Genomic DNA, 22100 nt, shown 5'->3' on the forward strand with positions numbered 1-22100 from the left:
ATAAATTCCGGGAAGGACTGGTTTTGGGGCCGGGCTTTTTTCAGGAATCTTTGGCAGCGGAGGTGCATATTTTTAGGGATTTTCAGCTGCTGAGTTGCTCTTTTTTTGAAAATCTTTCACTGAGCAATAGATTTTTTTTTCAAAATCTTCAGCTCATGTGCGACACTTTTTTGAAAATCAGCGGCTCACGACCCACACTTTTCCGGAAATCTGCGGTTCGGTTTGATCTGGAGAATGTTGTGGGGATATCGTGGGGGCTGTCGCCCCCACACCCCCACGAGCGAGGAGTGCCGCCGCCCCCGACGGGGCGCCCCCGCGGCGGATCAGGGAGGAATAACTTGCACTTGTCCCGCCGTGCCCCGTGAGGGGCCCTGAGGCGGGGAGACCTCCGATAAGATCTCGCTACTTCAAATCCCTGAGCCGAACGATTTTGCAAAACGTTGATCGCTCCGAACATAAGTATGTGGGCAAAGAGGGATTGTTGACTCGTAAGAGGATCAATGTTGATGGGATATTGATCATAAGGAAGGAAGCCAACAAAATCGAGAAGCAATCACTGCTTGTTACAGATGATTTTTAGAAAAAGCGGATACACAGATATCTTCATTATAGGTAATTTTCAATTTAATATTATCATGTTTGAATTTGGATACTCTCCATTTACAGACAATAATGGCAATAAAAAAAATATATTTAATCTAAATTTTACTGATTTAGAGCAATTGCAGACAAAAGAAATAGAAGAGGGCGAACACATTGAATATAAAGTTGAATTTAATTCATCAGTTAAGAAGAAAATTCCGAAAATTATCTCTTCGTTTGCAAATGAGTCTGGCGGTTGGATATTTGTAGGAATCGAAAATAAAACCAGAAAATTTTGTTATATTGAAAATAACGGCATTGAGGAAATAATTCAACAGTTGTTAAAAGAACATACGAGTCCAATACCCAAAATTGAAATAAAATTTTTGAAATCAGATTCTTCAAGAGAAACTGGAATTTTAGTTATTTGGGTTCCTGAAGGGATCGAACCACCCTATATAGCTAATGGTAATATTTTTGTTAGAGTTGGAAGTACATCAACTCCCCTAAAAAATGATGAAGATTTATTTGTCGCAATAAAAGACAGATTTTATTTGGATCGTCTATACCAAAAATCCAAAGCTCGTAAACAGGAGATTGCTGATTTCTGTAATAAAAAAATATCAATTTCCAATGATATTCCGACTAACTTGGGTATTCCGGATAAAGGGGGAATTTGCAATATCTACATAATTCCAGTGTATAATCTAAATTTATTTGAACATTTAGAAACTGAAGAGGACATTATCTCCCTCTTTTTAGCCGAATCAAAAATACCAAAACCATATTTTTCAGGTAATGATCTTTTTTGTGAAATGAATATTGAGTTTAAGAAAGCGACTCAATCCTATATGTCTATTATTTTTCGTTCAAGCGATGTTTTAGATTATTTTCAAAATACAGTGGCTTGGGAGCAATTTTTTAACGGCAGCGCAAAATTTCACATTCCTATATCATATTATCCCAACCAAAAATCCATTATAGGGACAATCAAACAAAACGATTTAAAATATGAAAATTCCGAAATATTTTCAAAATTTCAATATTACGATGGAGAGACGTTTATAAAGACTATAATCTTATGCTTGGGCAGTTATTTCAAAATATTAAAAAAAGTAATCCCGGATTTTAGTGAAGTTTTTATTATTATTGAACTCGAAAATATTAAACGACTTGTTTTGTTTTTTGATTTGGAAGAATATCGGCAGGTAATCAAAGAAAAAGGTCTGATATTCTCTGATAAACAGAGTATAAAAATTGATCTTTACAATTTGAACGCCGTTAAAATTGAAGAGAATAATTTAATGTTTTACCTGCTGTTAATTAATCAAGTTTTTAGATCATTTGGATATACAAATAACGAATTTGCTAAATTTTTCACTGGTACCATGAGAAAACATGAAAAAAAATCATAATTTATTAAACTTGTTAATTCTTCAAAAGATCGAAAAAATACCTCAGCAGCCGCAACCGCCTTGCCTAAATCAGTGTGCGAGCCCAAGATCTGCTTTTCAGAAACGTGATATCAAAATAGATGCCGCATGTGATAGGTTGCAAAAACTGAGATACCTATAACCCAAAAGAAAAGTGCGAGTGAGTAGATTCAAACATAAGAAAACCTACCCGTCCGGGTCAGATCCTTTAAAAAATTTCACACAAACCTCTCAAACCTCTCCTTCGTGGCCTTACAGATCGGACATACCCCCGGTGGCTGCTCGCGTGCGCAGAGATACCCGCAGACCTTGCAGCGCCAGACCGGCAGGGGAAAGATCGGCATCGCTGTGGTTGAAGCGATTTTGACCGATGCGGCTTTGCCCCGCTGGGACCGGGGAGGGCGGCGCTCGGGTACCGGTGCGACCTGCTTCTTTCCCTGGGCAATTGCCTCGTTCACGTACAGGGCGCAGTAACAGGCCCCGTATTCCTCCAGGTCGGCGTCCCGGTAATCGCAGGGGCAGACGATGTCAAGGTCTTCGTCTTTTTTGCCGGAGGCAAGACGGCAGGGACAGGAACGGTACCCGTACCGCTGCTCGTTCTTTAAGAGGCCCCTGACCAGGTTTTTGGTGAACTCAGTATCCGGGTTCAGCCGGTACCCGTTCTTTTCGGCATCGGTTTTAAGTGCAAGGTATGCGGGTTCGACAGAGTTTTCCAGAATTTCGGGGACGTTCATACCGCGAGGGCCTCCCGGATCTCATGCTCGCGGAAACCGACAACGGCGCGTTTATTGTCGATTACGAGCGTGGGAAACGATCCGCTGGGGTTCCAGTGCTCCACCGCGTTCATCACCCTGTCCTGCTCCCCGCCTTCGAGCAGATCAACGTACTCGTAATCAAAGGCAATGCCCAGTTCCTCCAGCAGGACCTTGGTCTTGTGGCACCACTGGCAGGTCGAGAGGGCATACAGCATGACAGATCCCCGGTTTTTACCGTTTACGTGCGTCGGCAAAAGAACTCACTTCCAGAGAAAAAATAGCGGTCGTTACTATATAAAAATGGGTATACGGGCGATTTTCATCCGGCGGGTGTACGCTGCCCCGTTTTTTGGATCATTCCCGGGAAACGGGGAGCCCGGGGATAGCATTCCTGCCGGAGAATTTCTCACTCGCTCTAGTGCGGAAAGAGACACAGTCGGCCAGTTCTGTCCCTCTTTGCATCAGCGTTAATAACTATTCCGGCACATAAGATATGGACATCATGAAGGCGGTTCTGGGATTCGAGGACGGGGATTTTGTTGTCGGGGAAGGATTCGGGGTAAAGGGTGAATGTGCCGGCGAGCTGGTCTTTAACACCCAGATGACCGGTTACATGGAATCCCTCACCGATCCGAGCTATTTCGGGCAGATCCTGATGTTTACCTTCCCCCAGATCGGCAATTACGGGGTTGATACCCGGAATTTCCAGAACCCCCGTGTCTGTGCGCTCGGGTGTATCGCAAAAGAGATCTGCGAGAAACCCGAACACGGACCCACCCTCAGAACCTTTTTTGAAGAACATTCCCTTCTTGGCATGACCGGCGTCGACACCCGCGCCCTGACGATCAAGGCCCGTGTCCACGGCACCATGCGCGCAGCCCTTGTTGTGGGAAGCGACGACAGCGCTTACGCGGTTTCGCTGGCACAGAAATCTCCCACCATCTGCGATATCATTCCCATTCCGGAAGTGTCGTGCAAAGAGCCCTACCACATCCCCGGCAGCGGAAAACGCATCGCGGTTATCGATCTCGGGATCAAGAAAAATATGCTCACGAGCCTTTCCAAAAGGAACGGGGATCTCTATGTCTTCCCGTACAATGCCACCGCCGACCAGGTCCGGGCCTGCAAACCTGACGCCCTCTTTGTGAGCAACGGCCCGGGCGATCCCAAGCAGGCACCCGACGCGATCCGCTGCATCCAGAATCTACTCGGGGAGCTTCCCATCTTTGGGATCTGCATGGGTAACCAGGTCTCGGCACTTGCCCTTGGCGGAGACACCTACAAGCTTAAGTTCGGCCACCGCGGGGCAAACCAGCCGGTACGGTTTACTGACGGGCGGATCTTCATCACTACCCAGAACCACGGTTTTGCCGTGGATGCAGAATCCCTGCCGGAGGGCTGCCGCGTGACCTACACCAATGTCAATGATGGCACGGTGGAAGGTTTCGAGAACCGGGACATGCGCCTCACCACGGTGCAGTTCCATCCCGAGGCGCATGGCGGGCCGCGGGACACAGAAGCCCATTTCTTCGATGACCTTTTCAGGAGGCTCGCATAATGCCCAAACGCACAGATATCAAAAAAGTCCTCCTCATCGGGTCCGGCCCCATCCAGATCGGCCAGGCTGCAGAGTTCGATTTCTCCGGCTCACAGGCATGCCGCTCCCTTAAGGAAGAGGGAATTGAGGTCGTGCTGGTCAACTCGAACCCTGCTACGATCATGACCGACCCGGACATGGCCGACCAGATCTACATCGAGCCGCTCCGGGCAAATATCATCGCAAAGATTATTGAGAAAGAACGGCCGGACGGGATCCTCTCCGGCATGGGCGGCCAGACCGGCCTCAACCTTACCGCGGAGCTTGCGGAGATGGGGGCGCTCAAAGGGGTCGAGATCCTCGGTACTCCCCTTGAGGCAATCTACAAGGGAGAAGACCGGGAAAAATTCCGGGATCTCATGAACGAGATCGGCGAGCCGGTCCCAAAGAGCATCGTGCTTAACACCTTGAGCCAGATCGATGACGCGATTGCAAAGATCGGCCTGCCTGCGGTTGTCCGCCCCGCATATACCCTGGGTGGAGCCGGGGGCGGCATCGGCAGGACCCGGGAAGAGCTGACCCGCATCGTGGAACTGGGGCTTTCCCGCTCCCGCATCCACCAGGTGCTCATCGAAGAGAGCGTGATGGGCTGGAAGGAACTGGAATTCGAGGTCATGCGGGACTCGACTGACACCTGCATTATCGTGTGCAGCATGGAAAATGTTGATCCCATGGGCATCCACACCGGGGAGAGCGTGGTTGTTGCCCCCATCCTGACGCTGCGTGACGATGAGTTCCAGATGATGCGCAGCGCTGCGATCCATATCATCCGTGCGCTCGATGTCCAGGGCGGCTGCAATATCCAGTTCGCGTTTAAAGATGGAGACTACCGGGTTATCGAGGTCAACCCGCGTGTCTCCCGGTCCTCGGCACTTGCCTCCAAGGCCACCGGTTATCCCATTGCCCGGGTCGCAGCAAAGATCGCCATCGGCCTGCGCCTTGACGAGATCAAAAACTCGGTGACCGGATGCACTGCAGCGTCGTTTGAACCGACCATCGATTATATCGTAGTCAAGGTCCCGCGCTGGCCCTTTGACAAGTTCAAGGGTGCGGACCGGACGCTTACTACCTCGATGAAGAGTACCGGTGAGGTCATGGCCATCGGAAGGACTCTTGAAGAATCCTTCATGAAGGCGAAAAGGTCGATCGATACCGATGTCCGGACCCACACGAGCCCAAGCGAAATCCGGATGATCCTCTCCCGCCCGACCGATGAGCGGTTCCACTGTCTCTTTGATGCATTCCGTCAGGGTTTTACCCTTGATGAGATCGCCGGCCTTACCTCCATTGTACCGTTTTTCCTGGAAAAGATCAAAAACATCGTGGACCTGGAAAAACGCCTTGCTGCGGGGTGCACGGATGAGGATATCTTCCTTGCAAAACGGTACGGGTTTGCCAACACCGAGATTGCCGCACTCACCGGCAGGGGTGCGGATACCATCGAGGCTCTGGTGGGTGCCCCGGCCTACAAGATGGTGGATACCTGCGCAGCCGAATTTCCGGCAAGCACCCCCTATTTCTACTCGACCCGGGAAGGTACGAGCGAGATTGTCAGGGACAAAAAACAAAAAATCCTCATCCTTGGTTCCGGCCCGATACGGATCGGGCAGGGAATCGAGTTCGATTACTGCACGGTCCATGCGGTAAAAGCACTGCGGGAGGAGGGTGTTGAAGTCCATATCGTGAACAACAACCCGGAGACGGTCTCCACCGATTTCGACACCTCCGACCGCCTGTTCTTTGAGCCCATGCTGCTTGAGGATGTCACAAACATCCTTATGACCGATGAGTATTACGGGGTGATGGTGCAGTTTGGCGGCCAGAATGCGGTAAACCTTGCAGTTCCCCTGGAAAAAGAGCTGAAACGGCGGGGGATGTGCACACGGATCCTCGGTACCTCCCCGGATGCCATGGATATTGCCGAGGACCGTGACCGGTTCAGCGTTCTCCTCACTACCCTGCAAATCCCAAGCCCCGCGAACAGCTCTGCGTATTCGGAGGCAGAAGCCCGGGAGAAGGCCGAGCGGATTGGCTACCCGGTCCTTGTCCGGCCCTCGTATGTGCTGGGCGGCCGGGCAATGGAGATCGTCCACAATACTGCCGAACTTGAAACGTACATGAAGGAGGCGGTCCGGGTGAGCCAGCACCACCCGGTGCTGATTGACTCCTACCTGAGGAATGCCATAGAACTCGATGTCGATGCAGTCTGCGATGGCAAAGAGGTCCTTATCGGGGGGATCATGGAGCACATCGAACAGGCCGGCATCCATTCCGGGGATTCTGCCTGTGTCATCCCCACGCAATCGCTTTCCCCTGAAGTTATCGCCACGGTCCGGGAATACACCAAAAAGATCGCACTTGGCCTTGGGGTTGTGGGCCTGGTCAACATCCAGATGGCGGTTAAGGACAATGTCGTGTATATCCTCGAAGCAAACCCCCGGGCGAGCCGGACCGTTCCCTTTGTCTCAAAAGCCACCGGTCTCCCCATTGCAAAGATCGCGGCAAAAGTGATGATCGGAAAGAAACTGTGTGACCTTGGTTTCCACGAAGCAAAGATCAGGCATGTGGCAGTAAAAGAGGTGCTCCTTCCCTTTAACAAGCTGGCCGGTGTTGATACCATCCTTGGGCCCGAGATGAAGAGCACCGGGGAAGTCATGGGAATCGATTACGATTTCGGGCTTGCCTTTTACAAAGCCTGCATCTCGGCCGACAACGAGCTGCCGCTCAAGGGAAATGTCTTTGTCTCGGTTAATATCGGCCAGAAAGACGAGGTTATCCCCATTGCCCGGCGTCTCCGTGATCTCGGCCTCACCCTGTACGGGACGGAAGGGACGGTCGATTACCTGCATGAAGCGGGCGTAGAGGCGCACCTGGTACGGAAAGTCCAGGAAGGCTCCCCCAATGTGCTGGACATGATGCACCACGGCGAGATCCGGCTGATCATCAACACGCCCCAGGACCGGCAGTCGCGCCAGGATCATTACCAGATCATGCGTGCGGCAGTGGATTTCCAAATCCCCTATATTACGACCCTTCAGGCAGCGCGGGCCGCAGCGCTTGCGATCGATGCAATCAAGCGCGAAAAAATAACGCTCGAACCGCTGAGCCATTATCTCCGCTGATACCGACGGTCTTGTCCGTTTTTTCCCCTTTTTTTGTCCGGATAGCAGGAAACTCCCGTTGTTTGAAGGGGTTTCTGATCGGGTATTGTAATTGAATACCCTTATATACCGAGATAACAAAAAAAACATGCATGAAGAAAGTATTTGTTGTTCTTGTGGTCCTGTTCATCGGGATCCTGTTTGCGGGATGCACATCCCAGCCGTCCACCCCGGCAGCCACCCCGACACCTACTCCGGCACCGACCATGATGGCCACCCCGGTTCCCACGGCTATCCCGACCACGATTGCCACCCCCAATGTTACCTCTAACGTAACGGCGAATGTGACGGCAAATGTGACCGCAGTGCCCACCGCAGTCCCCACCCCGAATGTGGTAACATTGGCCTTTAACAAAGATCTGACTATTTCCCCGGTCGGAACAATTTATGTGCCGGTGGGAACCGTGGTTTCATGGGTTAACAATGATCCCTACAAGCCTCACGGTGTCAAGTCCCTTGGTACCAACAGCGGGTACAATTTCGGTACCGTGAAGATCCCCTACCAGTCGGCATATAACGTCACCTTCAGTACCAAGGGAGCTTACGATTATGTCACGGTATTCCAGCCTTATAAGGCATGGAAGATTGTGGTAAGTTAAATCGATCGATACCCCGCGTTCAGGCCCGTTCCTGAACGTTATCCTTTTTCGTTCCCGGTTTTATTTTTAGTATCTCGCCTGTTCTCTGATGATCCTTTGCAAATATATGGTGTCAGATCAAACATGATGATCTGATAACGGAAGTGTCCATAATGGGAAAAGGAACTATCGTTCTTGCCTATTCCGGGGGTCTTGATACCTCCATCTGCATCCCGCTGTTAAAAGAGCGGTACGATTACGATCGTGTCGTAACGGTTGCAGTCAATGTCGGACAAAGGGACGAGGAGATCGATGTTGCCACAAAGAAAGGCAAAAAACTTGCCGACCGGCACTATACCATCGATGTCCGGGAACGCTTTGTCGCAGAACACATCTTCCCGGCTATCAGGGCAAACGGGTCGTACGAGGGATACCCTATGGGCACCTCGCTTGCTCGGCCTTTAATCGCACAGGAAGTAGTAAAGATCGCACAAAAGGAGAAGGCAACAGCGATCGCCCACGGGTGCACGGGGAAAGGAAATGATCAGCTGCGCTTTGATTTCATCATCCGTGCCGCCGGTTTTGAAGTCGTTGCCCCCATCCGTGAGCAGAACCTGACCCGCGACTGGGAGATCGGATATGCAAAAGAGCACAATATCCCGGTCCCCGTGAAAAAGGACAAGCCCTGGAGCATGGACGAGAACTGCTGGAGCAGGAGCATCGAGGGCGGAAGGCTCGAAGAGCCGGACTTCCACCCGCCAGAAGAGATCTTCCTCTGGACCGTCTCCCCTGAAAAGGCACCGGCGAAACCCGAGAAGATCACCCTCACATTTGCAAAGGGCGTCCCGGTGGCAATCAACGGGAAGAAGATGCCCGGCTATGACCTGATCCAGAAACTCAATGTCCTTGCCGGTAAGCACGGGATTGGCAGGAACGATATGATCGAGGACCGGATCCTTGGCCTCAAGGCCCGGGAGAACTACGAGCACCCGGCAGCGACTGTGATCCTGTTTGCCCACCGCGACCTTGAAGGGCTGGTCCTTACCCGGTCCGAGCTCGCATTCAAGCGCATGGTCGACGACAAGTGGTCGGAGCTTGCCTACGAGGGTCTCGTGTACGAGCCTCTCTACGCGGCGCTGAACGCATTTATCGACACCACCCAGGAGCGGGTGAACGGCTCTGTTGACCTTGAGCTCTACAAAGGTGCAGTCCGGGTGCTGGGCCGCAGCTCCCCGCAGGCGATCTACTCGGGCGATCTTGTCTCCTTTGACAGCTCGTCCATTGACCAGTGCGATGCGATCGGCGTCTCCCGGTACTTCGGTCTCCAGGCCCGCATTGTCCACGCGATGGGCGGGAAGAAGCCTGAAAAGGCCGGCAGGAAATAATTTTTTTTACTCCCGGAAACCGTCGGGCCCGCCATCCGGGCCGGCATGCTTTTTTTTATTACAATCCTCCGGGTTCACGAAAAAAAAGAAACATATATCCTATGACAGTCAGATCGGATCATATGTGTGCCGGTTTTCTCTCCCGATTCTCCAAACCCAGGCCTCATATCGTTGAAAGTCCCGAACCGCCCTCTATTGCGCATGGCGCCGGGATGAATGTGCCGGAGTACAAGAACAAACCCTATTTTATCGTTGCCTCCGTTGAGATGGGAAACACTACCACCAAATGTATCCTTACCGGGGTGAGTCTTGAGACCGGCAAATCCTATGTGATCAACAAGACCGTGAGCATGAGTCGGGACATACGGCCTCCCGCCCCCGGAGAAGAGACATTTGGCGAGACCCTTGACGGGACAAAACTGTCGCGCCAGGCCGTGACCGAACTTGTCCGGGACACGCTTGTCCAGTGCCACAAGGAAGCACGTCTTGATATCGAAAAGGACCTGGATTTTGTGGTCCGCAGTACCGGTGTTGTGGCAGAGATGGAGTCCCCGGACCAAGTAGGGGACTTTGTAATTGCCCTTGCAAACGGCTGCCTTGCCGCAGGAGTGCCCCCGCGGAAGATGACGCCTCCCATGGCAAAGGCAAACCAGCCCGAAAAACTCCAGCCGTTCAGTTTTGCCGACAAGGTTGTCTTTGTCGGTGCTGTGGCCGGTGTGATCCCGCCGGTGGGTTCAACCGGCGTCGAGATGGTTGCAAACGAGATGGAAGGAGAACTGGCCATGGCCGGGATCAAGGAAGGGGCAAAGTGGACCCCGGTCGATTTCCGGAACCCCTGCATCTCTATGGATTTCGGGACAACGCTTGACGGGAGGATCACAAGCGATGTGCCGGCCGATGCACTCAATCCCTTTGCAAAGACCATCGGGAACTTCTGCGGCCTTGCCGGGGCAATCCCCGATGCCATTGTGAGGGGCACGGGCCTTGTACAGGAACGGACCGGTACAGCCCTTGATATCTTTGGCGAACACAGCGTGACCGGGGGCTTCTTCTCGGGGGGCAACCGGAAGGTTATCGACGATTTTGTGGACCGCTGCCACGAGCATATCGATATCCGGATCGTGCCGCCGGACCGGGACCGGTTCGGGAGAGTGCCGGTCAACGCGAAAATGGCAATCGAATCCCGTGTCGCCATGATCGGGTGCGACTGCGGCGAAAACAGCAGCGATCTCGACAAGCTCTCCGCGATTGGTGCCGAGATCCATAAAAATTACAACCTTTCGACCTTAAACGAAGTGGTAGACCGGGTCTGCGCGAAGATGGCCCTGCGGATGATCGATGTTGCTGCTCTCCAAAATCTTGTCCCGAAGAATGCGTCCATAGGCTTTACCGGACGGGCGGCGATCTCCGGGAGGAAACCCGAGTACATCCTTGACGGGATCATTGAGCGCAAACTCTTTGATGATCCAAACGATCACCTCGTCTTCGTGGATGACGGGCTTGCCCGCGGCGCCTCCCTGATGGGCCGGTGCATGAACTCCCTTGGAAAACCAAAAAACCCCATCGGGGGAGTACGGGGCGGGCCCTGTATTATGAGCCGGCGGATCAAAATAGGTAAGTGAAGAGTGGTTATACACATGGCAGATGAGACAGGCAATGCAAAGACACAAAACAGTGCCGTAGAGGAAGAACTCTTTGACGTGGTTATTCCGCCCGGCGTGCCCCGCAAGATCATTATAGATATTGCCCGGAAGTTCGACGTCGACGTGGTCGAATGCAGGCAGAAACTCTATTTTGCCAATATGGATGGCGATGAGCGCGATCTCCTGGCGTTCCGGGCAAAGCGCGATGTTGCAGAAAAAGTTGAAAAATGTCTGGTGGAAGAAGTCCGGAAATTTATTGGCTCGTAAATCCCGTTTTCCAATCTTTTATTCTTTTTTTTAGTAATTTCCCTGCTATCGTTTGAGAAGTTTGACTAAGAGCGCCTTTTGGGCGTGCAGCCGGTTTTCCGCCTCATCCCAGACAAGGCTTTTTGGCCCGTCAAGGACATCTCCGGTGATCTCCTCGCCACGATGGGCCGGCAGGCAGTGGAGCACCCGGGCATCCGGCGATGCGTGACGGAGCAGCGCATCGTTCACGGTAAATCCCTTAAAAGCCGCACGCCGCTTTTCCTGTTCTGCTTCGTCGCCCATCGAGATCCACGTATCGGTGACGATCACGTGTGCGTCCTTTACTGCATCCTGTGGGGTCTTTACCCGGGTGACCCGGCCCCCGAGGGCCTGTGCTTTTTCCACCAGCTCGGGTGCAATCTCGTAGCCTTTCGGGCCTGCCACTGCTATCTCCATCCCGGTCAGGGCCGAGGAGAGCACAAGCGAGTTGCAGACATTGTTCCCGTCTCCCACCCAGGCAACTTTGAGTCCACGAACCTTTCCGAAGTGTTCCTTTATAGTCAGGATATCGGCGAGGAGCTGGCAGGGGTGCTCAATGTCAGAAAGGCCGTTAATCACCGGGACGGTTGCGTTCTCTGCAAGATCCACGACGGTGCTGTGCCGGTAGGCGCGGATCATGATCGCCGAGACGTACCGGGATGCGACCCGGGCCGTGTCCCGGATCTCTTCGCCTCTCCCGATCTGGAGATCTTTTGCGTTCAAAAAGAGTGCATGGCCGCCAAGCTCGTGCATCCCGACTTCAAACGAGATGTGGGTACGGGTTGACGACTTTTCGAAGATCATGGCAAGGGACATGCCCCGCAGGAGCTCATGGGGGACCCCGGCCTTTTTCTGGCGCTTGAGCCGTTCGGCGTCTATGAGGATCTCATCAAGCTCGGTTTTTGTGATATCGAGGATCGAGAGGAAATCTTTCTTCATTTAGAGCTCCTTCATGTGCGCAATGCGGCGGTCAAGAAGCGCCTGCGTCCCGATGTCGCGGCGGTGGAAAACCTCCCCCGTGACCGAAGATGCCGCATTCTCTGCGATCTGTTCTGCTTCTGCAAGGGTCGGGGCCTTTCCCACAAAGGCAAGCGTACGCGAGGAGAGCGTCTGCAGGGTGCCGTTCTTCTCTTCCACGTTTGCATAGTACGTGATGGCGCTGCCGGTCTCCCCGATCGAAATCGGGCTGTTGGTTTTCGGCGCAGACGGGTAGCCTTCGGGCACGAGGTACTTGCAGACCGTGGCAGCCTTCTCAAACGAGACGTTTGAGGCAGAGAGCGTGCCCTCCGTAATCCCGGTAACCACTTCAGCCAGGTCAGAAGAAAGGAGGGTCAGGACATTCATGGCCTCGGGGTCGCCGAACCGGGCATTGAACTCTATTACTTTTGGTCCCTGTGCGGTATTCATGAACTGGCCGTACAGGATCCCTTTATAGGGATATCCCTTGTGTGCCATTGCAGCCACCACCGAGACCATGATGGAGAGGGCAGCGGTGAGATCTTTTTTTGTCACAAAAGGGAGCATGTGGTCCGGCATGGTGTACGACCCCATCCCCCCGGTGTTTGGCCCGGTATCTCCTTCAAACGCCCGCTTGTGATCCTGCACAAGCGGCATGGGAACAATATGGGTGCCGTCAACAAATGCCTGGAGGGTAAACTCCTCGCCTGTCAGCCGCTCTTCGAGAACCACACCGCCATTGATCTCCCGGATGTATTCTATGGCCCCGGCGCGATCCACCTGCTCTCCCATGATCCGGACACCCTTTCCGCCGGTAAGGCCAATGGGTTTTACTGCCAGATCCCCGTCATGGTCCCGGACAAACGCGATCGCTTCTTTTGGGTCAAAAAAAACCCGGTAGGCCGGGTTCCCTTCAATCTTATACTCCGCCATGAGGTTGCGGCAGAATGCCTTGTCCGTCTCGATGCGGGCTGCGGCTTTTGTGGGGCCTGCACAGGCAACACCGGCAGCAGAGAGCCGATCCACTACACCTGCTTCAAGCGGGGCCTCGGGACCGATAAACGCGTGGGTCACACCGGTCTTTTGCGCAAATGCCGCGATTCGATCCAGGTTGGTCTCCGGTGTAAGGCAGATCTCCTTTGCAAGCCGGGCAATACCGGGATTCTTCCGTGCCATCGCGGCATAGATTTCGGTCCCGGTGGTCCGGGAAAGGGCGGCTGCAATCGCATGCTCCCGACCCCCGCCACCGACAACGAGAATTTTCATTATCCATCACATGGGTTGTCTTGCGTAAAAATGGTTTACTCTTTCCCTTTGCCCTCTCGTCAGAGGATCTCGCTGACCCGTACAAGGGCCATGAGATGAGCGTCCTGCTCTTTTAACAAGGACTCTGCACCCTGCTCACGGTCCACTACGGTAACCACACGGTCTGCCCGCGCACCCGCGGTACGCAGCATGGCAATCCCGTACAGGGCCGATCCCCCCGATGTGGTGACGTCCTCGACGAGAAGGACATTTTTTCCCGACACTTCCCCGATGATCGGGTTCTTCTTGCCGTGATCCTTCTCCTCTGCCCTGATTATGGCAAAGGGCTTTTTTGCGGCAAGAGCCGTTGCAACCGCGAGCGGTACTCCCCCGACAGCTACCCCCGCAACCACATCGAATTCATAGCGTTTGGCAATCTCCTGTGCGATTGCGGCGAGGAATTCAGGATGCGTGACCGCGGTCTTTACATCCACGTAGTAACGGCTCTTTGCACCGGAAGCAAGGGTAAAGTCACCAAATTCGATGGCTTTGTACCTGACAAGAAGATCTGCTATCGCATTCATCAGTATTCACCAGGGTTCTTTCTTGACTTTGATCCAGTACCCGAGGATATTGACCGAGCGGTGCAGTACCGGGGTGATGACGAGGATCGCAATAAGGACCGGCAGGGTCACAACCGCAAAGAACCACGCCGGATCAAAGATGATCGTCAAGAGGAATGCCCCGACGACCAGATCGTACTGGTCTGCCACCGGCCACGCTTCTCCCCGTTCCTTCCCAAGGCGCCTTTTGATAAAACTCTTGCCCATATCCCCGAGAAGCGCACCGAGGGCAAGAAGGGTGACCGAGAGTATGGTTTGCCGGGGGAGGTCCCAGTGGTACGTGCCCACAAGCCAGATCTGGACAAGTCCTATAAGGACACCGGCAAGGACCCCGCAGATAAGTCCCCGGTAGGTTTTACCGTTCCCGAGGATCCTGCGCCCGTCCGTATAGTTCCGGCAAAAATCGATCGGTGTCCCGCCACCACAGAGTGCTGCGACGGGATTGGGGATATACGCGGGCACCATGATCCAGAATGCGGCGAGCAGTGCAGTGAGCAGTGTCGAGAGCAATGGTATTATGAATGACCCAGCACTAATAATGTAGCACTCCAATACCTCTAATAAAGAGCAGCAAAAAAGATTAAGGTTACTCCAAATGCCAATGAGTATCCTGTCCTTGGTGCATCGGGTGGAAAAATGGCAATAAAGAAAACACGCAGCCTTTGCCCAGTCTGTGGGTCGGTTCTCGAAGCAGAGATCGTAGAGGAAGAGGGAAAGATCTGGCTTGTGCGGACCTGCCCTGAACACGGAACATTCCGGCACCTTTACTGGTCAGATGCGGAGATGTACCACCGGTTCGAGCATTACGATGCAGTCGGACGAGGTGTGACCAATCCGCAGAACCCTGTGGCGTCCGATACCTGCCCGACAGCATGCGGCCTGTGCAGCAACCACCATTCCGGTACGCTGCTTGCAAATATCGACCTGACCAACCGGTGCAACCTGGATTGCGACTTCTGCTTTGCCAATGCCCGTGCATGCGGGTTTGTGTATGAACCTTCATTTGACGAAATCGTCGGCATGATGCAGGTGCTCCGGAGCGAAAAACCGGTACCTGCTCCTGCCGTACAGTTCTCCGGCGGGGAGCCGACCATGCGGGACGATCTCGTGGAGATTGTCAAAAAAGCAAAGGAACTGGGATTCCCGCAGGTCCAGATCGCCACAAACGGTGTAAAACTGGCCAATAACCCGGTGCTTGCCCAGCAGCTCAAGGATGCCGGGCTGTCTACCGTGTATCTCCATTTCGACGGGGTCACACCGGCCACGAACCCGTTTTTGAAGATCCACCTCAAGGCGCTGGAGAACCTTAACAAGGCCGGCCTCGGGGTAGTGCTCGTCCCGACCATCATCAAGGGGAGAAACGATAAAGAGGTTGGCGAGATCCTCAAATTTGCCGCCGACCATATCTCGATTGTGCGGGGTGTCAACTTCCAGCCGGTATCCTTTACCGGGGCAAAAAATGATGAGGATATCGATAAGGAAAGAATCACGATCCCCGAGCTTATCGACGATATCGAGGCACAGACAAATGGCGTCCTGAATAAGAGCGATTTTTACCCGGTGCCCTGTGTCCTGCCATTCTCTGATCTCGTTGAGGCCTACACGGGCCGGCCCCAGGTCCGCTTCACCGCCCACGAACACTGCGGTGCGGCAACGTATGTCTTTGTCACCAAAGACGGCATGACCCCGGTGACCCGGATGGTCGACGTGGAAAGCCTCTTTTCCGCGATCGAGCAGATGGCAAACAAACTCAAAAAAGGCGGGACGATCAACAAGTACGCCACCCTGCTTGAAGGCGTAAAAGAGCTCCATGCCTCGTTCAAGAAAGGTGAGAAGGGGAGCACAGCGGAGTTCTGGAAACTGATTGGAAAGACCCTGATCGGCCAGAACTTCGATGCACTGCGGGAGTTCCACTGGAATGCGCTTTTTATCGGGACCATGCATTTCATGGACAAGTACAATTACGATATCGAGCGCGTACAGCGCTGCTGCATCCATTACGCCACGCCGGATGGCAAACTGATTCCTTTCTGTACCTACAACAGCGGCCCGGTGTACCGCGAGCAGGTCTGGAAGAAACATGCAAAAAAGCAGCAGTAATTCCTTTTTTTTCCGCCCTGCTAAGGAGACCTCGTAAGAGGTATCAAAATCCCGGCGTCAGAATCCGTCTTTTACGGGAATGGCAACTCTGTACCGGTTGCCTGGCGCATGGCAAGCGATGCGATTGCAAGGTCCTGGATGGCAAGACCTGTGGAGTCAAAGACCGTAATCTCTTCTGCGCTCTCACGCTTTTTTTCTCCTATCACCACTTCTCCCAAAGTACCGGCAATCATCCCCGGCTGGTACAGCCCGGTGCTGATCGGGACATTGATCTCGCCCGAGTGGAATGCCTGCGCAGGATCGTCCACAAAGACCCGGGCCCGGGAAAGGATCTTTGGATCGAGTTCCTCTTTACCGGGCGCATCGGCACCGATCGCATTGATATGCGTACCCGGGTGTATCCATTCGCTTTTGACAAAGGGAGTCCGGGAAGGCGTTGTGGTAACCAGGATATCGCAGTCGCAGGCCCGTTCTAAGGAGACACTCTCTGCAGGCAGCGGGGCCAGTCGTGCGGCAAACGCCGCTGCATGGGTGCTGTCCCGGCTCCATACCCGGATCCCGGACAGGGATACCTCAAGCGCGGTCGCCAGTACCTGCGCTTCAGCCTGCCGGCCGGTACCGATAACACCGAGCACGCACTCCTTTTTTGGAGCCAGGTACCTGGCCGCGATTGCCCCGGCAGCCCCGGTACGCAGATCCGTAAGCCGGGTTGCATTCAGGATTGCCGTGGGTCTGCCGGTGGCGACATCCAGGATGATCGTGAGTGCCATTACCGTAGGGAGGCCGGCCTTTGGGTTATCCGGGTGGACATTAACGATTTTTACTCCTGCAATCCCCAGCGTTGGGAGGAACCCGGGCATGGTGCGGAAGTCCCCGGCCGGCAGGGTGATGTAGACCTTGGGGGGCATCTGCACCAGGCCTCTCCCGTGATCGGCAAATGCAGCTTCAACAACCCGGTTTATATCGCCAGGATCGAGATTCCGGTCCGGATCAGGGAAATACCTCATACCGAAGTGATTCACCTGATCCGATTTAGGGTTATGCCCGCGGTGCAAAGTCCGGTTATACGTGACCATCATTACGGGAGTACAAGGCTCTGCCTCGCAATCCCGCATCCAGCGTATTATGGGAGTAAAAAAAGGCTGCCTGAGGATCAGGCGTATTCCATTTCCTTAAGGGTCTTTTCTGCAAGATCCTTCATGCGTGCCGATATCCGGGAGGACGAGCTATAGTCCACTTCCTTCATGGCATTTGCGATCTCGTTTCCCAGCACGAATATGGCGTACTTGTGCTCGAGTTTGCTCTTGTGCAGCTGGGACGGAGTGATCTTCAGGGCACCGTACTGGGAAAACTTCAGATCCGGGTTTGCCTCTTCAAAATAATCCTTGACCTCGTAGAGAATCTTGTGAAGGCTGATAAGTTCTTCCTTATGCAAAAGTACCACACCAAAGTGTTACATGGGGTGCATCCTGCATAAATATATTTGTCCGGGCCCGGTTTTACGAGCTCATTTTCATTAATCTGATGTTTAAAGGCCTTTTTATAATGCCTTTAAAATCTTTTGCTGCTACGTATTCGAGCCCTTTCCAGACAAGCCGGTCAAGCAGTTTCTGGTCTACCGTGCGATCCACCACAACACCTGCAGCAGGCTCCTCCAGTGTCTCGACGGCCTTTTCCACTTCTTCTGATCGGCTCTCCCGGATAACCACCATATCCTGGTTGAGGAACCGGGCCACGTTTTTTCCCTTCACGTCATCCATGTGGTCGCGGAGTGTTGTCGGGACCTTGGATGTACCGTCCCGGATCCGCTTCTGGCTGACCGCCTGTTTTCCTGTCGTGTCGCTGTTTCCCCCCTCGTCATGAGCCGGGGCAGTACGGGCCGGGCGGCCGCCGAGGTCCCCGGGCAGCTCTGCGGAATCCTCAAAATACTGGTCCCGCACATACTCGACCGGAACCTTATTCCTGAGTGTCTTAATGACCTCTTTTTTCGACATGTCCTCTACGCTTTTTCCGCGGGGAGAAAATGCCACAAAATCGATATCTGCTACCTGCAGCAGTTCCCGGAGGATCAGCTCGCCGCCCCGGTCGCCGTCAAAGAACGCGGTAGTGGTCTTCTTTTCCGTCAGCTCCACGATGGATTTGGGGATGTTGGTCCCTTCCACGGCAACGGTGTTCTTGATGCCGTACCGCAGCAGGTTGATCACATCTGCCCGTCCCTCGACAATAATAATTGCGTCCGACTCAAGGACATTGGGGCCGGCCGGCAGCTTCTCTTCCCCTATCGTTCCGATCTTCTCTACCCGGAGTGTCTGGCGGACATCATCGAGCAGCTCATCGCTGTCGATCGTCCCGTCATCGAATCGTTCAACCAGAATCTCTTTTGCCCGTTCAACGATCTTTTTTCTCTTGCTGACCCTGATGTCCTCGACCATCTTTACCGAGACATGGGCCACGCAGGGGCCCACGCGGTCTATGGTCTCAAGCGATGCGGCAAGGATGGCCGTTTCTGCCCGGTCAAGGGAAGTGGAGATCAGGATCTCCCCGCTGGTTTCGCCTTTCTTGCTTGCTATCTGGACATCGATCCTGCCGACCCGCCCGGTTCTCTGGAGATCCCGCAGGTCAAGGTCTTCGCCGAGTAACCCTTCAGTCTGCCCGAAAATGGCACCGACTACGTCAGGTTTCTCGACCACCCCCTCTGCAGTGAGGCTGATGTGAATAAGGTACTTGGTAGTATCCGGTGAATACACGTAAACGCACCCCCATGTATCATGCGATGGATGAAATGCCTGATCATAGGTATAAATTATATATACTGTGTTGAATTACTTAAAGTGTAGGTTCAGGGATACCTTTTTATCTGTATCGCCCGGGTGGCGGCAGCAGGGTATTATCCCGGTCTTTTCAGCAGGAAACCCGTGGCTCTTATCTGCTAATCTTTTGAAAAGAGGAGCCCGGACAACCGTTCTTTTGTGATGCCGGCAATCCTCACCTTCTTCTGGGACGAGGTAAGTCCGGCAACAATAGTGACCGAAGCAGCAGGTACACCGGTACCTGCACTGATAATTCCGATAACCGCTTTATTTGCCTTACCGTTTACCGCAGGCGCGGCAACCCGGCAGCCGATAGCCTTGCGCCATTCATTGTAGCCTGCAGGAAAGAGATCTGATTTTGCACCGGCGGTGACTTCGATACTGACAAGAACACCATCGCGATCTTCAAGGACTGCATCCGCGATCGTGGACATTTTTGCCTCGGGAAAGGAAGTGTCGCCCGGCGTAAACACACGCGGATCACCAGTGGCTGTTACCGTTCTTCACCGGTGGAAATAACCCTTGCGCCGGGCGATGCCTGTCGCGCACCCGGGTTGTCCCATGGATCACATCCAGGCACTTGCCAATCGATCACCCGGGGACCTATGGGTGCGCTGTGTCGGCACCCTGTTTCATCTGTTGCACAGGGTATTTAGCATTTCTGCGAGCCCGATCGGGGATTTGTCTCCCTTTCACCTCTTCCTGCTCCCCAAAATCCTCCGTTTTACTCGTCTCATCACGGTGACGGGAGATACCCTTTGCCGGGATACCAGGCCGGATGTGTGTCGAAAAACTCCCCGTCACAAAATGCGATCTCCCCGCCAAGTATCACTGTCCGGGGAAAGATGGCCGGCAGCCCTTCAAACGGTGTCCATCCGCACCTGCTGTGCAGGAATTCCGGCTCTACGGTACTGGAAGACCGGGGATACAGGGCAAAATCCGCACGGTCGCCCGGGGAAAAACCGGCCGGGGGAATACCGATAAGCGCTGCGGGTGCTGTTGAAGTCTTTCGGATTACATCCGCAAGGGAGATCTGTTTATCCAGCACCTTTGCCATGAGCAGGGGAACGAGCGTCCCAACACCCGGAACTCCTGAGGGCGCATCCGGGAAGGGGAGTGCCTTTTCTGCTGCGGTGTGAGGTGCATGATCGGATGCGATCACATCGATGCGATCCCATCTCTCCCAGAGGCTCTTCCTCTCGCGTTCAGTTCTCACGGGAGGATTTACCTTGAACCGGCAGTCTGCATCACCGGTCATCTCCCGGGAGAGGAAGAGGTGGTGGGGAGTAACCTCCACGGATCCCTGTGCGGCATCTATCGATCCTGCCGTGCTCATGTGGCAGAAATGGAGCCGGCACCCGCAGGTGTTGCATTCCCGGACTGCGATCACGGCTTCTTTTTCCTGCACTCCAGAGCGCAGGGCATCGTGGGCGGCAAGACCCGTATCTTCACCGGGAGTGATCCCTTCTGCATGGACCGTGGCAAGACCCCCCAAAGCCTGGATGCGATTAAGCGCGCGGGAGAACACGGCTTTATCCACGGCTTCACCGTAACTTGACGGGGCAAAGAAGATCTCCCCAAATGCCATGGCCCCGGCCATCCACATTGCTTCTATCGGAGTGCCCGGCGTAATCCCGCTGTTGACGGCAAAGCTGCAGGATGAATGTGCCTGAGCATCACGGACCCGGTTAAGAAATAATTCCGGCGATGTAAGGGGCGGGATCGTGTTTGGCTGGTCCACAACGACCGTTACTCCGCCGGCAAGCGCGCTCCTGCTCCCGGTCTCCCAGTCCTCTTTTGCCGACTGGCTCCCTCCCCGCATGTGGACGTGGATATCCACGGCAGCCGGCAGGACAAAAAGGCTGGTGCAGTCAATTTTCTTATCTCCTGCCGCCACTCCGGCGCCGGCGTGGACGACCCGGCCGTTGCGAATCGTGATATCTGTCCTGCGCCCATCGGGAAGCTGGACATTGACAAGGACAAGACCGGGAGCGCTCTCCATGCAATACGATCGGTACCGGAATCATATAGTAATGCTGTTTTGCAAAAAGCCGGTGCAGGACTTTTCAGGAATCAATCCAATCCTTTTTCAACTGTGTCCCGGAATAAAGATCTAGTGGCCGGAACCGGGGAGAAAAAAATCCCCGAATCCTCTGCAAGAGGTCCGGCGCTATGGGGGAGTTTATGGATAAGGTAATCAAAGTCGCGCTCGGGCTCTTTATTGTTATTCTGGTCGTGTTTGTTTCTATTGTCTCGTACATGATCTATGTGGATACGATGTACCGGGATTCTCTTTCCAGCAATTACGAGTACTCCTGCACCATCTCGACTGAGGGCGTCCTGTCCAATGTCACGCTTTTCCTGCCGGTTCCCGCGGACATTCAGGGAAATTCGCCGGTGATTGCACAGATCAGCAGCCAGGATATCTCCGGGGTTCCTGCGAACTGGAACCTGACGCTCTTTGATACCGGCAAGGGAACGCTCCTGCAGGTGGCAGCGCCGGTGATCGGGCAATCCCCGGCTAACGGGAATGCGCAGCCAGTTACGGTATCCCTTACGGTGAATGTGTCATCACCGGCTCTTATTGATACTGCATCGCCGGTTGCACATGCTGCGGTGTTCCGCCCGGTCCAGAATATCCAGACGGTTTCCTGTCCTGCCGATGCAGCAGCGTTCGCCGGTAATTTGTCCTGTTACCAGTACCAGACAAGTATCTACGCGGATTATACGGCCGCACCAACGGCATCGCTTGCCATCAGTGCAGGTGTCACCGGGACAAATTCCTGGAAGATCTTCTCGCCGGCCTCAAACGGGTACCGGAATACGATTAGCGTGCCAACCCTGCACGGGGAGAATCACGGGTGGGTGAACGCAGTTGGCGGAATAGTGGCGGGCATCGGGTCGTACGATGTCCCCTCAATCTGATCCTTTTTTTCTCACACTCAG

Annotated in this window: 20 protein-coding genes; 9 read left to right on the forward strand and 11 right to left on the reverse strand. The window is 53.8% G+C overall.

Translation table 11 applies throughout. From position 1 onward, the window contains the following. Positions 1 to 635 precede the first annotated feature (635 nt). Positions 636 to 1997 carry an AlbA family DNA-binding domain-containing protein gene (locus MBOO_RS04355; RefSeq protein WP_157677593.1) on the forward strand — a complete coding sequence of 454 codons (1362 nt, stop codon included), beginning with the start codon at positions 636 to 638 and terminating at the stop codon, positions 1995 to 1997. Between the two features lie 236 nt (positions 1998 to 2233). Here MBOO_RS04355 and MBOO_RS04360 read toward each other — a convergent pair whose 3' ends face one another. Together MBOO_RS04360 and MBOO_RS04365 are read right to left on the reverse strand one after the other, a co-directional pair. After that, positions 2234 to 2749, reverse strand: a complete 516-nt coding sequence (locus MBOO_RS04360) for a ferredoxin-thioredoxin reductase catalytic domain-containing protein (RefSeq protein ID WP_012106373.1) — start codon at positions 2747 to 2749, stop codon at positions 2234 to 2236. Beyond that, positions 2746 to 2985 (reverse strand): glutaredoxin family protein, encoded by a 240-nt coding sequence (locus MBOO_RS04365; RefSeq protein WP_198324449.1) that lies wholly within the window; start codon positions 2983 to 2985, stop codon positions 2746 to 2748. Before MBOO_RS04365 ends, MBOO_RS04360 begins: the two co-directional genes overlap by 4 nt. Positions 2986 to 3272: 287 nt before the next feature. On the opposite strand from MBOO_RS04365, the gene carA reads away from it, so the two are divergent. The 6 genes from carA to MBOO_RS04395 all read left to right on the forward strand — a co-directional run bounded on the left by carA (position 3273) and on the right by MBOO_RS04395 (position 11401). Next, entirely contained in the window at positions 3273 to 4328 is a 1056-nt protein-coding gene (gene carA, locus MBOO_RS04370) for a glutamine-hydrolyzing carbamoyl-phosphate synthase small subunit (protein WP_048068592.1), read from the forward strand. Continuing rightward, the gene (gene carB, locus MBOO_RS04375) at positions 4328 to 7489 is read left to right on the forward strand and encodes a carbamoyl-phosphate synthase large subunit (RefSeq protein ID WP_012106376.1); all 3162 of its coding nucleotides are present in this window, start codon (positions 4328 to 4330) and stop codon (positions 7487 to 7489) included. Before carA ends, carB begins: the two co-directional genes overlap by 1 nt. A 131-nt stretch (positions 7490 to 7620) precedes the next feature. Further along, positions 7621 to 8127 carry a cupredoxin domain-containing protein gene (locus MBOO_RS04380; protein ID WP_012106377.1) on the forward strand — a complete coding sequence of 169 codons (507 nt, stop codon included), beginning with the start codon at positions 7621 to 7623 and terminating at the stop codon, positions 8125 to 8127. 152 nt (positions 8128 to 8279) lie between these two features. Further along, positions 8280 to 9491, forward strand: a complete 1212-nt coding sequence (locus MBOO_RS04385) for an argininosuccinate synthase (protein ID WP_012106378.1) — start codon at positions 8280 to 8282, stop codon at positions 9489 to 9491. Between the two features lie 122 nt (positions 9492 to 9613). Further along, entirely contained in the window at positions 9614 to 11113 is a 1500-nt protein-coding gene (locus MBOO_RS04390; protein ID WP_048068287.1) for a methanogenesis marker 14 protein, read from the forward strand. 15 nt (positions 11114 to 11128) lie between these two features. Further along, positions 11129 to 11401, forward strand: a complete 273-nt coding sequence (locus tag MBOO_RS04395; RefSeq protein WP_012106380.1) for a hypothetical protein — start codon at positions 11129 to 11131, stop codon at positions 11399 to 11401. A gap of 45 nt (positions 11402 to 11446) precedes the next feature. On the opposite strand, the gene argF is transcribed toward MBOO_RS04395, so the two are convergent. From argF to MBOO_RS04415, 4 genes are read right to left on the reverse strand one after another with little or no spacing between them, the layout of a single operon-like run. Further along, positions 11447 to 12358 (reverse strand): ornithine carbamoyltransferase, encoded by a 912-nt coding sequence (argF, locus tag MBOO_RS04400; protein ID WP_012106381.1) that lies wholly within the window; start codon positions 12356 to 12358, stop codon positions 11447 to 11449. Further along, on the reverse strand, positions 12359 to 13642 hold the full coding sequence (purD, locus tag MBOO_RS04405; protein WP_012106382.1) for a phosphoribosylamine--glycine ligase: 1284 nt from the start codon (positions 13640 to 13642) through the stop codon (positions 12359 to 12361). 59 nt (positions 13643 to 13701) lie between these two features. Beyond that, positions 13702 to 14208, reverse strand: coding sequence for an orotate phosphoribosyltransferase (pyrE, locus tag MBOO_RS04410; RefSeq protein WP_048068288.1), 507 nt, complete (start codon positions 14206 to 14208; stop codon positions 13702 to 13704). 3 nt (positions 14209 to 14211) lie between these two features. Then, positions 14212 to 14754, reverse strand: coding sequence for a CDP-2,3-bis-(O-geranylgeranyl)-sn-glycerol synthase (locus MBOO_RS04415; RefSeq protein ID WP_269677927.1), 543 nt, complete (start codon positions 14752 to 14754; stop codon positions 14212 to 14214). Positions 14755 to 14880: 126 nt separating this feature from the next. Here MBOO_RS04415 and tes point away from each other — a divergent pair, with 126 nt between their 5' ends. Then, entirely contained in the window at positions 14881 to 16344 is a 1464-nt protein-coding gene (tes, locus tag MBOO_RS04420; RefSeq protein WP_012106385.1) for a tetraether lipid synthase Tes, read from the forward strand. A 71-nt stretch (positions 16345 to 16415) separates the two neighbouring features. Here the strand turns inward: tes and MBOO_RS04425 are convergent, their stop codons facing one another. The 5 genes from MBOO_RS04425 to MBOO_RS04445 all read right to left on the reverse strand — a co-directional run bounded on the left by MBOO_RS04425 (position 16416) and on the right by MBOO_RS04445 (position 21156). Beyond that, positions 16416 to 17351, reverse strand: coding sequence for an ornithine cyclodeaminase family protein (locus MBOO_RS04425; RefSeq protein ID WP_012106386.1), 936 nt, complete (start codon positions 17349 to 17351; stop codon positions 16416 to 16418). Between the two features lie 146 nt (positions 17352 to 17497). Beyond that, on the reverse strand, positions 17498 to 17779 hold the full coding sequence (locus MBOO_RS04430) for a UPF0058 family protein (RefSeq protein ID WP_012106387.1): 282 nt from the start codon (positions 17777 to 17779) through the stop codon (positions 17498 to 17500). 64 nt (positions 17780 to 17843) lie between these two features. Then, positions 17844 to 19091: a DNA primase DnaG gene (dnaG, locus tag MBOO_RS04435; protein WP_012106388.1), complete on the reverse strand. Its 1248-nt coding sequence runs from the start codon at positions 19089 to 19091 to the stop codon at positions 17844 to 17846. 182 nt (positions 19092 to 19273) lie between these two features. After that, the gene (locus MBOO_RS04440; RefSeq protein WP_232385627.1) at positions 19274 to 19627 is read right to left on the reverse strand and encodes a DUF167 domain-containing protein; all 354 of its coding nucleotides are present in this window, start codon (positions 19625 to 19627) and stop codon (positions 19274 to 19276) included. Positions 19628 to 19890: 263 nt separating this feature from the next. Further along, entirely contained in the window at positions 19891 to 21156 is a 1266-nt protein-coding gene (locus MBOO_RS04445; RefSeq protein WP_012106390.1) for a dihydroorotase, read from the reverse strand. A gap of 182 nt (positions 21157 to 21338) precedes the next feature. On the opposite strand from MBOO_RS04445, the gene MBOO_RS04450 reads away from it, so the two are divergent. Beyond that, the gene (locus tag MBOO_RS04450; RefSeq protein WP_157677594.1) at positions 21339 to 22079 is read left to right on the forward strand and encodes a hypothetical protein; all 741 of its coding nucleotides are present in this window, start codon (positions 21339 to 21341) and stop codon (positions 22077 to 22079) included. The last annotated feature ends 21 nt before the right edge of the window (positions 22080 to 22100 follow it).

Source organism: Methanoregula boonei 6A8 (genome assembly GCF_000017625.1).
GTDB lineage: Archaea > Halobacteriota > Methanomicrobia > Methanomicrobiales > Methanospirillaceae > Methanoregula > Methanoregula boonei.

Coding starts and splice junctions, on each gene's coding strand:
- MBOO_RS04355 (WP_157677593.1), top strand. CDS start 636: ATGTTTGAATTTGGATACTCTCCATTTACAGACAATAATGGCAATAAA.
- MBOO_RS04360 (WP_012106373.1), bottom strand. CDS start 2,749: ATGAACGTCCCCGAAATTCTGGAAAACTCTGTCGAACCCGCATACCTT.
- MBOO_RS04365 (WP_198324449.1), bottom strand. CDS start 2,985: ATGCTGTATGCCCTCTCGACCTGCCAGTGGTGCCACAAGACCAAGGTC.
- carA (WP_048068592.1), top strand. CDS start 3,273: ATGAAGGCGGTTCTGGGATTCGAGGACGGGGATTTTGTTGTCGGGGAA.
- carB (WP_012106376.1), top strand. CDS start 4,328: ATGCCCAAACGCACAGATATCAAAAAAGTCCTCCTCATCGGGTCCGGC.
- MBOO_RS04380 (WP_012106377.1), top strand. CDS start 7,621: ATGAAGAAAGTATTTGTTGTTCTTGTGGTCCTGTTCATCGGGATCCTG.
- MBOO_RS04385 (WP_012106378.1), top strand. CDS start 8,280: ATGGGAAAAGGAACTATCGTTCTTGCCTATTCCGGGGGTCTTGATACC.
- MBOO_RS04390 (WP_048068287.1), top strand. CDS start 9,614: ATGTGTGCCGGTTTTCTCTCCCGATTCTCCAAACCCAGGCCTCATATC.
- MBOO_RS04395 (WP_012106380.1), top strand. CDS start 11,129: ATGGCAGATGAGACAGGCAATGCAAAGACACAAAACAGTGCCGTAGAG.
- argF (WP_012106381.1), bottom strand. CDS start 12,358: ATGAAGAAAGATTTCCTCTCGATCCTCGATATCACAAAAACCGAGCTT.
- purD (WP_012106382.1), bottom strand. CDS start 13,642: ATGAAAATTCTCGTTGTCGGTGGCGGGGGTCGGGAGCATGCGATTGCA.
- tes (WP_012106385.1), top strand. CDS start 14,881: ATGGCAATAAAGAAAACACGCAGCCTTTGCCCAGTCTGTGGGTCGGTT.
- MBOO_RS04425 (WP_012106386.1), bottom strand. CDS start 17,351: ATGAGGTATTTCCCTGATCCGGACCGGAATCTCGATCCTGGCGATATA.
- MBOO_RS04445 (WP_012106390.1), bottom strand. CDS start 21,156: ATGGAGAGCGCTCCCGGTCTTGTCCTTGTCAATGTCCAGCTTCCCGAT.
- MBOO_RS04450 (WP_157677594.1), top strand. CDS start 21,339: ATGGATAAGGTAATCAAAGTCGCGCTCGGGCTCTTTATTGTTATTCTG.